Source organism: Enterobacter cloacae complex sp. SHL018 (assembly GCF_049237905.1).
Lineage (GTDB): Bacteria > Pseudomonadota > Gammaproteobacteria > Enterobacterales > Enterobacteriaceae > Enterobacter > Enterobacter hormaechei_C.
Map to the genome: position 1 here is coordinate 1,761,815 of NZ_JBMKJE010000001.1, position 12,431 is coordinate 1,774,245.

The 12,431-nt window shown below is 56.8% G+C and carries 14 protein-coding genes; 5 read left to right on the plus strand and 9 right to left on the minus strand.

Annotated elements, in window-relative coordinates; translation table 11 throughout:
* Positions 1-31 precede the first annotated feature (31 nt).
* The 3 genes from lpxM to znuA form a co-directional block, all read right to left on the minus strand.
* Positions 32-1,003 (minus strand): lauroyl-Kdo(2)-lipid IV(A) myristoyltransferase, encoded by a 972-nt coding sequence (gene lpxM, locus ACOTY5_RS08520; protein ID WP_015570283.1) that lies wholly within the window; start codon positions 1,001-1,003, stop codon positions 32-34.
* Positions 1,004-1,120: 117 nt separating this feature from the next.
* Positions 1,121-2,440, minus strand: coding sequence for a murein DD-endopeptidase MepM (gene mepM / locus ACOTY5_RS08525; protein ID WP_003859762.1), 1,320 nt, complete (start codon positions 2,438-2,440; stop codon positions 1,121-1,123).
* A gap of 15 nt (positions 2,441-2,455) precedes the next feature.
* Positions 2,456-3,400 carry a zinc ABC transporter substrate-binding protein ZnuA gene (znuA, locus tag ACOTY5_RS08530; protein ID WP_032103662.1) on the minus strand — a complete coding sequence of 315 codons (945 nt, stop codon included), beginning with the start codon at positions 3,398-3,400 and terminating at the stop codon, positions 2,456-2,458.
* Between the two features lie 77 nt (positions 3,401-3,477).
* Here znuA and znuC point away from each other — a divergent pair, with 77 nt between their 5' ends.
* Both znuC and znuB read left to right on the plus strand, forming a co-directional pair.
* On the plus strand, positions 3,478-4,233 hold the full coding sequence (gene znuC, locus ACOTY5_RS08535; protein WP_017384350.1) for a zinc ABC transporter ATP-binding protein ZnuC: 756 nt from the start codon (positions 3,478-3,480) through the stop codon (positions 4,231-4,233).
* Positions 4,230-5,015, plus strand: coding sequence for a zinc ABC transporter permease subunit ZnuB (znuB, locus tag ACOTY5_RS08540; protein WP_015570280.1), 786 nt, complete (start codon positions 4,230-4,232; stop codon positions 5,013-5,015). Before znuC ends, znuB begins: the two co-directional genes overlap by 4 nt.
* A gap of 52 nt (positions 5,016-5,067) precedes the next feature.
* Here znuB and ruvB read toward each other — a convergent pair whose 3' ends face one another.
* The 6 genes from ruvB to aspS all read right to left on the minus strand — a co-directional run bounded on the left by ruvB (position 5,068) and on the right by aspS (position 10,323).
* Entirely contained in the window at positions 5,068-6,078 is a 1,011-nt protein-coding gene (gene ruvB / locus ACOTY5_RS08545) for a Holliday junction branch migration DNA helicase RuvB (RefSeq protein ID WP_003859753.1), read from the minus strand.
* Positions 6,079-6,086: 8 nt separating this feature from the next.
* Entirely contained in the window at positions 6,087-6,701 is a 615-nt protein-coding gene (gene ruvA, locus ACOTY5_RS08550; RefSeq protein WP_003859751.1) for a Holliday junction branch migration protein RuvA, read from the minus strand.
* Between the two features lie 80 nt (positions 6,702-6,781).
* Entirely contained in the window at positions 6,782-7,303 is a 522-nt protein-coding gene (gene ruvC / locus ACOTY5_RS08555) for a crossover junction endodeoxyribonuclease RuvC (protein ID WP_003859749.1), read from the minus strand.
* Positions 7,304-7,337: 34 nt separating this feature from the next.
* Entirely contained in the window at positions 7,338-8,078 is a 741-nt protein-coding gene (locus ACOTY5_RS08560) for a YebC/PmpR family DNA-binding transcriptional regulator (protein WP_003859747.1), read from the minus strand.
* Positions 8,079-8,105: 27 nt separating this feature from the next.
* The gene (nudB, locus tag ACOTY5_RS08565; protein WP_006811037.1) at positions 8,106-8,549 is read right to left on the minus strand and encodes a dihydroneopterin triphosphate diphosphatase; all 444 of its coding nucleotides are present in this window, start codon (positions 8,547-8,549) and stop codon (positions 8,106-8,108) included.
* Position 8,550: 1 nt separating this feature from the next.
* Positions 8,551-10,323 carry an aspartate--tRNA ligase gene (gene aspS / locus ACOTY5_RS08570; RefSeq protein WP_017384352.1) on the minus strand — a complete coding sequence of 591 codons (1,773 nt, stop codon included), beginning with the start codon at positions 10,321-10,323 and terminating at the stop codon, positions 8,551-8,553.
* A gap of 262 nt (positions 10,324-10,585) precedes the next feature.
* On the opposite strand from aspS, the gene ACOTY5_RS08575 reads away from it, so the two are divergent.
* Genes ACOTY5_RS08575 through ACOTY5_RS08585 form a run of 3 tightly spaced genes read left to right on the plus strand, consistent with a single transcriptional unit; the run spans position 10,586 to position 12,414 of the window.
* The gene (locus tag ACOTY5_RS08575) at positions 10,586-11,152 is read left to right on the plus strand and encodes a hydrolase (RefSeq protein WP_045142111.1); all 567 of its coding nucleotides are present in this window, start codon (positions 10,586-10,588) and stop codon (positions 11,150-11,152) included.
* Positions 11,149-11,967, plus strand: a complete 819-nt coding sequence (locus ACOTY5_RS08580; protein WP_421631892.1) for a DUF72 domain-containing protein — start codon at positions 11,149-11,151, stop codon at positions 11,965-11,967. Before ACOTY5_RS08575 ends, ACOTY5_RS08580 begins: the two co-directional genes overlap by 4 nt.
* A gap of 51 nt (positions 11,968-12,018) precedes the next feature.
* Positions 12,019-12,414, plus strand: coding sequence for an MAPEG family protein (locus ACOTY5_RS08585; protein ID WP_003859737.1), 396 nt, complete (start codon positions 12,019-12,021; stop codon positions 12,412-12,414).
* Positions 12,415-12,431 lie beyond the last annotated feature (17 nt).

Consider the following 12,431-nt stretch of genomic DNA (forward strand, 5'->3'; position numbering starts at 1 on the left):
TCTCCCCTAAGGGGAGAGGGGTGAAGGTTTCCTATTTCTTCGGGAAAAGCTCTTTACGCTTGTACGGCTCTGTTTCGCCAGGTTTACGCGTTTTGAGCAGCTTCAGGATCCACGTATATTGCTCCTTATGCGGCCCCACCAGCACTTCCACCTCTTCATTCATGCGGCGTGCGATGGTGTGATCGTCTGCGGTCAGCAGATCGTCCATCGGCGGACGTACCTCAATGCTCAGGCGATGCGTTTTACCGTCATAAACCGGGAACAGTGGGATCACGCGGGCGCGGCAGACTTTCATCAGGCGACCAATCGCGGGTAGCGTGGCTTTATAGGTTGCGAAGAAATCGACAAACTCGCTGTGTTCCGGGCCGTGGTCCTGATCGGGCAGATAGTAGCCCCAGTAACCCTGACGTACCGACTGAATGAAAGGCTTAATGCCATCGTTTCGGGCGTGCAAACGCCCGCCAAAGCGACGGCGCACGGTATTCCAGACGAAGTCGTAGATTTTGTTTCCCTGATTATGGAACATCGCCGCCATTTTCTGGCCCTGCGACGCCATTAACATCGCCGGAATGTCTACCCCCCAGCCGTGCGGCACCAGGAAAATCACCTTTTCATCATTGCGACGCATCTCGTCGATGATCTCCAGCCCTTTCCAGTCAACGCGTTCGACGATCTTCTCCGGCCCTTTCAGCGCCAGTTCCGCCATCATCGCCATGGCCTGTGGCGCGGTGGTATACATGTCATCAATGATTGCTTCGCGTTCGGCGTCGCTTTTATCCGGAAAACAGTACAACAGATTTATTTGCGCGCGGCGGCGTGCGCTTTTACCTAAGCGCCCTGCCAGGCGCCCCACTTTGCCGAGCACCGGATCGCGGAGGGAAGCAGGTAGCAACGCCATGCCAGCAAACGCGTATACGCCAAGCCAGGCGCCCCAGTTACGCGGGTGGCGAAAAGATTTTTCAAACTCGGGAATGTACTCAATATTGTTTTTTTTGGTTTCCATGCGGGTTCCAGGGTCTGGTGACGCAAAAATATATTCGGATAGTGTAGCGAGGCTGCCGCCCGCGCACAAAAGAAAAAGCCGGCGCATACTGACGCCGGCTTTTTAAATCAGGAGAGCTTAGTCGAAGCGCAGCTGCGGCATCACCTCTTTCACCTGCGCCAGGTAATCTTTGCGATCTTTGCCGGTCAGCCCTTCGGTGCGCGGCAGTTTTGCCGTCAGCGGGTTAACCGCCTGCTGGTTGATCCACACTTCGTAGTGCAGGTGCGGCCCCGTCGACCGGCCGGTGTTACCGGACAGCGCGATGCGATCGCCACGTTTCACTTTCTGGCCCGGTTTGACCAGCAGTTTACGCAGGTGCATGTAGCGGGTGGTGTACGTACGACCGTGACGAATAGCAACGTAGTAGCCAGCAGCACCGCTGCGTTTCGCCATGACCACTTCACCATCCCCTACCGCCAGCACTGGCGTGCCCTGCGGCATGGCGAAGTCAACGCCACGGTGCGGCGCTACGCGGCCAGTTACCGGGTTCAGACGACGCGGGTTAAAGTTGGAGGAGACGCGGAACTGTTTCGCCGTTGGGAAACGCAGGAAGCCTTTTGCCAGACCCGTACCGCTGCGGTCATAGAACTTACCGTCTTCCGCGCGAATAGCGTAGTAGTCTTTGCCGTCTGAACGCAGACGAACGCCCACCAGCTGGCTCTGCTCGCGCTTACCGTCCAGCATTTCGCGGGACATCAGGACAGAGAACTGATCGCCTTTTTTCAGTTTGCGGAAATCCATCTGCCACTGCATGGCTTTGATCACCGAGCTGATTTCAGCGCTGGTCAGGCCGGCATCGCGTGCGCTGGAAACAAAGCTGCCGCCGACGGTCCCTTTCATGACGCTGTTAACCCAGTCGCCCTGCTGCAATTCGCTGGTCATTTTGAAACCGTTTGCAGTGCGATCGTAGGTGCGGGTTTCGCGACGGGACATCTCCCAGGTCAGACGTTGCAGATCGCCGTCGGGCGTTAGGGTCCAGGAAAGCTGCTGACCAATTTTCAGGTTACGCAGCTCTTTATCGGATGCGGCGAGCTGGCTGATGTTGCCCATGTCGATACCGTACTGGTTCAGGACGCTGCTCAGCGTATCGCCAGTAGAAACAACATATTCATGAATGCCGGCTTCATTCTGGATCTTGTCATCCAGCTCATCCTGGGGAATCGCTTCATCTTCCTGAGCGGCCTGATCGATAGGCTCGCTGGCCTCAGGCAGCAGAGAGCGGATCTCGCTCTTCTCCAGTTCGATGGTTTTAATAATTGGGGCGGAACTCGGGTGGTAAACATAGGGCCGCCAGACGGCGACCGCTAATGTGAGAACTGTAAGCGACCCCAGCATAACGCGGTGGGGTCGAGGCAGATTGTTAAATGCCAGGGCGACAGAGCGGGCTATCTGTTGCACGTATTCACTTCCTCGTTAATCTCCTTTCAGGCAGCTCGCATACTGATTCGCCAGTTGGCTGAGGAACTGCGAATAGCTCGCTTTGCTCAACTGGATGTTCGTACCTAGCGGGTCAAGGGTTCCCATGCGCACGGATGTTCCCCTGGCCACGGCTTCTACGACCGCTGGCCTGAACTGTGGCTCAGCAAAAACGCATGTCGCTTTTTGCTCAACCAACTGTGTTCTGATTTCATGTAAACGCTGCGCACCAGGCTGAATTTCAGGGTTGACGGTAAAATGCCCCAGCGGGGTCAGACCGTAATGTTTCTCGTAATACCCGTAGGCATCATGAAAAACGAAGTACCCTTTTCCTTTAAGCGGTGCGAGCTCGTTACCCACCTGTTTGTCGGTTGCGGCTAATTGAGCCTCAAAATCCTTCAGGTTGGCGTCGAGTTTGATTCGACTTTGCGGCATAAGTTCCACTAATTTGTCGTGGATTGCAACCGCTGTAAGCCGCGCTATCTCTGGGGAGAGCCAGAGATGCATGTTGTATTCGCCGTGATGGTGATGGTCGTCACCTTTTTCACCGTGAGCATGGTCGTGGTCGTGTTCGTCACCCTCGTCCTCAGCTCCTTTCATGAGTAACGGTTTCACGCCGGACAGCCCGGCAATCGTCACCTGTTTCTCAGCGGGAAGCTGACTGGCTGACTTCTGCATGAACGCTTCCATCTCAGGACCAATCCAGACGACTAAGTCCGCGTTCTGTAAACGTTTTACATCAGATGGACGCAGGGAATAATCATGCTCGGAAGCACCATCAGGCAGCAGAACCTGGGTCTCAGTGACCCCATCCGCGATGGCAGAGGCGATAAACCCAAGCGGTTTAAGCGAAGCGACAACGGCGGCGTTAACATCTTGTGCTGTTGTACCCCAAAGAGCAGCGGATAAAGCTGCGAAAAGAAGCGTATTTTTCTGTAACATAATGCGACTAATCATCGTAATGAATGCGTGGAATGTGATATTATAACATTCGATGACTTCTGCAAGCTTAAATTGACATGACGACTTTAGTTTCTCTTGAAAATGTTTCGGTCTCATTCGGCCAGCGCCGCGTCCTTTCTGACGTGTCGCTGAATCTGAAGCCCGGCAAAATACTCACGCTGCTCGGTCCTAACGGTGCAGGCAAGTCGACGCTGGTACGCGTCGTATTAGGCCTGGTAGCCCCTGACGCAGGTGTTATCGTCCGCCAAGACAAGTTGCGTATCGGCTATGTGCCGCAAAAATTACACCTCGATGCCACCCTGCCCCTGACGGTGAGCCGCTTCCTGCGCCTCCGTCCCGGTACGCGTAAAGCGGATATCCTCCCGGCGCTGAAACGCGTTCAGGCGGGACATCTTGTTGAGGCGCCCTTGCAAAAGCTGTCGGGCGGTGAAACCCAGCGCGTATTACTTGCCCGCGCCCTGCTCAGCAGCCCTCAGCTGCTGGTCCTGGACGAGCCGACGCAGGGTGTTGACGTCAACGGTCAGGTTGCGCTGTACGATCTGATTGACCAGCTCCGTCGGGAGCTAAACTGCGCGGTGCTGATGGTGTCCCATGATCTGCACCTGGTGATGGCCAAAACCGACGAAGTACTGTGCCTGAACCATCACATTTGTTGTTCCGGCACGCCGGAAGTGGTGTCAATGCATCCGGAATTTATCTCTATGTTTGGCCATCGCGGCGCCGAGCAACTGGGCATCTATCGTCATAATCACAATCACCGCCATGATTTACAGGGACGAATCGTCCTGCGTCGGGGAAATGGACACTCATGATTGAACTGTTACTGCCCGGCTGGCTGGCCGGGATTATGCTTGCCTGCGCCGCGGGTCCACTCGGCTCGTTTGTCGTCTGGCGCAGAATGTCCTATTTCGGCGATACGCTGGCCCATGCTTCATTGCTGGGTGTGGCGTTTGGTTTGTTACTGGACGTGAACCCGTTTTATGCGGTGATTGTCGTCACGCTGCTGCTGGCTGCCGGTCTGGTCTGGCTGGAAAAACGCCCTCACCTGGCAATTGATACCCTGCTCGGCATTATGGCGCACAGCGCCCTGTCGCTGGGCCTGGTGGTAGTGAGCCTGATGTCAAACATCCGCGTAGATCTGATGGCCTACCTGTTTGGCGATCTGCTGGCCGTCACGCCCGAAGATCTCATTTCCATTGCCATTGGCGTGGCGGTGGTGCTCGGGATCCTGCTGTGGCAGTGGCGGAATTTACTGGCTATGACCGTCAGTCCGGATCTGGCCTTTGTCGATGGCGTGAAGCTTCAGCGCGTGAAGCTGCTGTTGATGCTGGTGACGGCGTTAACCATCGGCGTGGCGATGAAATTTGTTGGCGCGCTGATCATCACGTCGCTGCTGATAATTCCTGCCGCCACTGCGCGCCGTTTTGCGCGTACGCCGGAGCAAATGGCCGGTATCGCGGTGATTATCGGAATGATTGCGGTGACGGGCGGGTTAACCTTCTCGGCGTTTTATGACACGCCAGCGGGGCCGTCGGTGGTACTGTGCGCGGCGGTGTTGTTTATTTTCAGTATGATGAAAAAGACCGCGCAGTAGTCAGCATGTCCCCGGTGGCGCTTCGCTTACCGGGGCTACAATTTATCGCTGCTTACGGCATCGCGGGCGGCGTAATGCCGAAATGATTCCACGCCCGCACCGTTGCCATACGACCACGCGGGGTACGCTGCAAGAAGCCCTGCTGGATCAGATACGGCTCCAGCACGTCCTCGATAGTCTCACGCTCTTCGCCAATTGCCGCCGCCAGGTTATCCAGTCCTACCGGCCCGCCAAAGAACTTATCCAGCACCGCCAGCAGCAGCTTACGGTCCATATAGTCAAAACCTTCGGCATCGACATTCAGCATATCCAGCGCCTGGGCGGCGATCTCGGCCGATATAGTGCCGTCGTGCTTCACCTCGGCAAAGTCACGCACCCGGCGCAGCAGGCGGTTGGCGATACGCGGCGTACCGCGGGAGCGCTTCGCCACTTCAAACGCCCCCTCTTCGCTCATATCCAGCCCCATGTAGCGCGCGCTGCGGCCTACAATATGCTGAAGGTCAGGCACCTGATAAAACTCAAGACGCTGCACGATACCAAACCGGTCGCGTAGCGGAGAGGTCAGAGAGCCGGCGCGGGTCGTGGCGCCAATCAGGGTAAACGGCGGCAGATCGATTTTGATCGAGCGCGCGGCCGGGCCTTCACCGATCATGATATCCAGCTGGTAATCCTCCATTGCCGGATAGAGCACTTCCTCCACCACCGGTGAAAGACGGTGGATCTCATCGATAAACAGCACGTCATGCGGTTCGAGGTTGGTCAGCATCGCCGCCAGGTCCCCTGCTTTCTCCAGTACCGGGCCGGAGGTGGTACGCAGGTTAACGCCCATTTCATTGGCGACGATATTCGCCAGGGTGGTTTTACCTAACCCCGGCGGCCCAAAAATCAGCAGGTGATCGAGCGCATCGCCGCGCAGCTTTGCCGCCTGGATGAAAATCTCCATCTGAGAACGAACCTGCGGCTGGCCGATGTACTCATCCAGCAGTTTGGGACGGATCGCGCGATCCACCACGTCATCTGGCTGAATAGTGCCTGCCGATACCAGGCGGTCTGCTTCAATCATCCTTTACCTCACAATGCAGCGCGCAGCGCTTCACGAATCAGGGTTTCACTGCTGGCATCCGGTTTAGCAATTTTGCTCACCATCCGGCTGGCCTCCTGAGGTTTATAGCCCAGCGCCACCAGCGCGGCAACCGCTTCCTGCTCGGCATCATCATCAGATGCAGGCGCGCCCGGGGAAGTCAGCACCAGATCGGCTGCCGGCGTGAACAGATCGCCATGCAGACCTTTGAAGCGGTCCTTCATCTCGACAATCAAGCGCTCGGCGGTTTTCTTCCCGATGCCAGGAAGTTTAATTAACGCAGCCGGATCTTCACGCTCAACGGCGTTCACAAACTGTGGCGCTGACATACCGGACAGAATCGCCAGGGCCAGCTTCGGCCCGACGCCGTTGGTTTTAATCAATTCGCGGAACAGGGTGCGTTCCTGTTTGTTATTGAAGCCGTACAGCAGCTGAGCGTCTTCACGCACCACAAACTGGGTAAAGACAACCGCCTCTTTGCCCGCCTCCGGCAGCTCATAGAAGCAGGTCATTGGCATATGGACTTCATAGCCCACGCCACCCACTTCCAGCAGTACTAACGGGGGTTGTTTTTCAATGATGATGCCTCTGAGTCTGCCTATCACGTGACGCTCCTGCGTTCTGGAAGAAATTAACTGCCGACATAATAAAAAAAGGCTGGATAAACATCCAGCCTGATTTGTCATTATCGTAACCTGCCTCGCGCCAGATTGAGCCGCGACTCGCTCATTTGCATCGCATTCTGGCTGACGTGACAGTGGGTAATCGCAATGGCCAGCGCATCCGCGGCGTCGGCCTGCGGGTTCGCAGGGAGCTTCAGCAGGGTACGCACCATGTGCTGCACCTGGCTTTTCTCCGCGCTACCAATGCCCACCACCGTCTGCTTAACCTGACGGGCCGCGTACTCAAACACCGGCAGATCCTGGTTCACGGCGGCAACAATCGCCACGCCGCGCGCCTGACCGAGCTTTAACGCCGAGTCAGCGTTTTTCGCCATAAAGACCTGCTCGATGGCGAAATAGTCCGGCTGGAACTGGGTGATGATCTCCGACACGCCCGCATAGATGAGCTTCAGGCGCGACGGCAGATCGTCCACTTTGGTGCGAATACAGCCGCTGCCGAGGTAGGTTAGCTGGCGTCCCACCTGACGGATAACGCCATAGCCGGTGACGCGTGAGCCGGGGTCAATCCCGAGAATAATCGACATCACGCGTCTCCCGTAAACGGTTTACAGGCTCTCATCAGAGAGTCGCTGCAACCTCATCAGAGATTTCACCGTTGTGATACACTTCCTGCACGTCGTCGCAGTCTTCGAGCATGTCGATCAGACGCAGCAGTTTCGGTGCGGTTTCCGCATCCATGTCCGCTTTGGTAGACGGGATCATGGAGACTTCAGCGTTATCCGCCTTCAGGCCAGCCGCTTCCAGCGCATCGCGCACGGCACCCATCTCTTCCCATGCGGTGTAAACATCAATAGCGCCGTCGTCGTAGGTCACCACGTCTTCCGCACCGGCTTCCAGCGCCGCTTCCATGATCGCATCTTCGTCGCCTTTCTCGAAGGAGATGACGCCTTTTTTGCTGAACAGGTACGCTACAGAACCGTCAGTGCCCAGGTTACCACCGGTTTTGGTGAACGCGTGACGCACTTCCGCAACGGTACGGTTACGGTTGTCGGACAGACACTCAACCATCACCGCCGTACCGCCAGGACCGTAACCTTCATAAATGATGGTTTCCATGTTCGCGTCTTCATCACCGCCCACGCCACGTGCGATGGCACGGTTCAGGGTGTCACGCGTCATGTTGTTGGACAGGGCTTTATCCACCGCTGCGCGCAGACGTGGGTTAGAAGCCGGATCGCCGCCGCCCAGACGCGCCGCTGTCACCAGCTCACGAATGATTTTGGTAAAGATTTTACCGCGTTTGGCATCCTGTGCCGCTTTGCGGTGTTTGGTGTTGGCCCACTTACTATGACCTGCCATAAAAAGTTCTCCAAAAATCGCGCCTTCTCAGGCAGCGTTAATTACAAATTCTTCAATCGCCTGCCGGTTGCTCCACGACTTGGTCAGTGCGGCGGCATCCGCCGCATTCACCCAGCGGTAGGTCAGGTGTTCCGTGAACACGATCTCCCGCTCATGAGGAAGCGCAAGGCAGAACCACGATTCCGTATTGCGCTCAATGCCCGGTGCATAGCGATGACGTAAATGGCTAAAAATTTCAAACTCCACCGTGCGCTGACAGTCCTTCAGGGTCAGTTGCTCGCGAGCAACGTCAATGGCGACCTCTTCCTTTACTTCACGCGCGGCGGCCTGCGGCGCGGTCTCTCCCTCTTCCAGGCTGCCGGTAACCGACTGCCAGAAATCCGGATCGTCGCGCCGCTGCAACATCAGCACCCGCTTCGTGTCTTCTGCATAAATGACCACCAGAACCGAAACGGGACGCTTATATGCCATATCAGTTTTTCTCTTCCTTCTTCACCACCTCAATGCCCAGCTCAGCCAGCGCGGCCGGGTTGGCAAAGCTTGGCGCTTCAGTCATCAGACACGCCGCTGCGGTGGTTTTCGGGAAGGCGATCACATCACGGATGTTGTCGGTGCCGGTCAGCAGCATGGTCAGACGGTCAAGACCGAAGGCCAGACCCGCGTGCGGAGGGGTACCGTACTTCAGGGCGTCCAGCAGGAAGCCAAACTTCTCGCGCTGCTCCTGCTCGTTAATGCCCAGAATGCCGAACACGGTCTGCTGCATTTCACCGCTGTGAATACGCACGGAACCGCCGCCCACTTCGTAGCCGTTGATGACCATATCGTAGGCGTTTGCCACCGCGTCTTCCGGCGCCGCTTTCAGCTCTGCCGCCGTCATCTCTTTTGGCGAGGTGAACGGGTGGTGCATCGCGGTCAGGCCGCCTTCACCGTCATCTTCAAACATCGGGAAGTCGATCACCCACAGCGGCGCCCATTTGCTTTCGTCGGTCAGGTTCAGGTCTTTGCCAAGCTTCAGACGCAGCGCGCCCATCGCATCCGCAACCACTTTCTTGTTGTCTGCGCCGAAGAAGATCATGTCGCCGTCCTGCGCGCCGGTGCGCTCAAGGATCGCTTCCACGATGTCCGCATTCAGGAATTTCGCCACCGGGCTGGTGATGCCTTCCAGACCTTTTGCACGCTCGGTCACTTTAATATAGGCCAGACCTTTCGCGCCGTAGATCTTGATGAAGTTGCCGTAGTCGTCAATCTGCTTACGGCTAAGGGCAGCACCGCCCGGAACGCGCAGGGCAGCCACGCGGCCTTTCGGATCGTTAGCCGGGCCAGCAAAGACCGCGAACTCAACGGCTTTCACCAGGTCTGCCACGTCCACCAACTCCATCGGGTTACGCAGGTCTGGTTTGTCGGAACCGTAGCGACGCTCGGCTTCCGCGAAGGTCATGACAGGGAAATCGCCCAGTTCAACGCCTTTCACGTCGTTCCACAGGCTACGCACCAGGGCTTCCATCACCTCACGCACCTGCTCAGCGGTCATGAAGGAGGTTTCCACATCGATCTGGGTAAATTCTGGCTGACGGTCAGCGCGCAGGTCTTCGTCGCGGAAGCATTTCACGATCTGATAGTAGCGATCGAAGCCGGACATCATCAGCAGCTGTTTGAAAAGCTGTGGTGACTGCGGCAGCGCGTAGAATTTGCCTTTATGGACGCGGGATGGCACCAGGTAGTCGCGCGCGCCTTCCGGCGTGGCTTTGGTCAGCATCGGGGTTTCGATATCAAGGAAACCGTGGTCATCCATAAAACGGCGCACCAGGCTGGTGATTTTCGCACGGGTTTTCAGGCGCTGAGCCATTTCCGGACGACGCAGATCCAGGTAGCGGTATTTCAGACGCGCTTCTTCGGTGTTGACGTGGTTGGAGTCCAGCGGCAACGCTTCCGCGCGGTTGATGATCGTCAGATCGGACGCCAGCACTTCGATAGCGCCGGTCGCCATGTCGGCGTTGACGTTTTTCTCGTCACGCGCACGCACGGTGCCCGTCACCTGAATGCAGAACTCATTGCGCAGCTCAGAAGCCAGCTTCAACGCATCAGCGCGATCCGGATCGAAGAACACCTGAACGATACCTTCGCGGTCACGCATATCAATAAAGATAAGGCTACCAAGATCGCGACGACGATTGACCCAACCACACAGGGTGACCTGCTGCCCGACGTGGGACTGACGCAGCTGCCCGCAATATTCTGTACGCATGAGATATCCCTTAATTAGCCGCAGGCTGATTGTCGCCTGTCTCGCAGGCTACGATGTCGCAGCTTTCTGTATGTCACAACTGGATGAAAAAAGGCGGCTATTATACTGGAAATTCTGCCGCACGATAAGAGCGAAGCACGGCCTGACGCGCGTTTGCTGAACTCTTATTGCCTATTCTCACAAAAATTAACAAAATTATCCGACCGATAACAGGCCATCACGTCGTAAGGTGTAGAAAAGCAATCATTTGACGGGAGTGACGATGTTTACACTTGATGCCACCAAAACCGCCCTTGTGGTCATTGATTTACAGGAAGGCATTCTGCCTTTTGCCGGTGGTCCGCACACCGCTGACGATGTGGTCAGCCGCGCTGCGCGCCTGGCAGAAAAATGCCGCGCCAGCGGCTCGCCTGTTGTTATGGTGCGCGTCGGCTGGTCCGCTGATTTCGCCGAAGCGTTAAAACAGCCGGTTGATGCCAAGGCCCCGGCGCAGGCGCTGCCGGGCAACTGGTGGACATATCCTGTCTCGCTCGGTAAACGCGACAGCGATATAGAGGTCACCAAACGCCAGTGGGGCGCATTCTACGGCACCGACCTGGAGCTCCAGCTGCGCCGTCGCGGGATCGACACTATTATTCTGTGCGGGATCTCCACCAACATCGGTGTGGAATCCACCGCCCGTAACGCCTGGGAGCTGGGCTTTAACCTGGTGATCGCGGAAGATGCGTGCAGCGCAGCCTCTGCGGATCAGCACCAGGGCAGCATGACCCATATCTTCCCGCGTATCGGTCGCGTGCGCAGCACGGATGAGATCCTCAGCGCGCTATGATGTACGTGGGCCTGCCCCAGTGGTCGCACCCGAAATGGGTGCGCCTGGGTATTACCAGCCTTGAAGAGTATGCCCGACACTTTAACTGCGTGGAGGGCAATACCACGCTGTACGCCCTGCCCCGCGCGGAGATCGTCGAACGCTGGCGCGAGCAAACCAGCGACGACTTCCGCTTTTGCTTTAAATTCCCGGCGATCATCTCCCACAACGCCGCGCTGCGCAACTGCGATGATTTAACCCACGAGTTTTTCACCCGGATGTCGCCTCTGGCCAACCGTATTGGCCAGTACTGGCTCCAGCTTCCCGCCACGTTTGGCCCGCGCGACCTGCCTGCCCTCTGGCAGTTTCTCGACGCCCTGCCGCATGGCTTCACCTACGGCGTAGAAGTAAGGCATCCGGAATTCTTTGCCAAGGGCGACGCGGAGAAAGCGCTCAATCGCGGCCTGCATGAACGATCGGTCAACCGCGTGATCCTCGACAGCCGCCCCGTACATAGCGCAATCCCGCACAGCGAAGCCGTTGTTGATGCCCAGCGCAAAAAACCGAAAGTGCCCGTCCACGCGATCGTAACGGCACAGAACCCGATGGTCCGGTTTATCGGCAGCGATAACATGCAGCAAAATGAGGAGATGTTCGCCGTCTGGCTGCAAACGCTGGCGAAATGGGAGCACACCACCACGCCGTACCTTTTTTTACATACGCCGGATATCGCACAGGCGCCTGAACTGGTCGATGCTCTCTGGCAGGCCTTGCAGCAGGCGGTTCCGTCGGTTGGCCCCGCGCCGTCCATCCCACAACAATCTTCTCTTTTCTGAAATCACCCCCTATCATAGAGACGTGCCATCTGCCAAAAACAGGGAGTTAGTATGGTCAGCGCGCTGTATGCGGTGTTAGGTGCATTACTGCTGATTAAGTTTTCATTTGATGTTGTGCGCCTGAGAATGCAGTACCGCGTCTCGTACGGTGACGGGGGCTTTTCTGAGCTACAAAGCGCAATCCGCATCCACGGCAACGCGGTCGAGTACATTCCCGTCGCGTTAATTTTACTGCTGTTAATGGAGATGGATGGCGCTGAAACCTGGATGGTGCACGTCTGTGGGCTGCTGCTGATTGCAGGGCGTTTGATGCATTATTATGGTTTTCACCACCGCCTGATCCGCTGGCGTCGTTCCGGCATGAGCGCGACCTGGTGCTCGCTTTTGCTGATGGTGCTGGCTAACCTTTGGTATATGCCGTGGGAGTTGGTTTTCTCCTTCCATTAGCGCACAATATGCCCCTT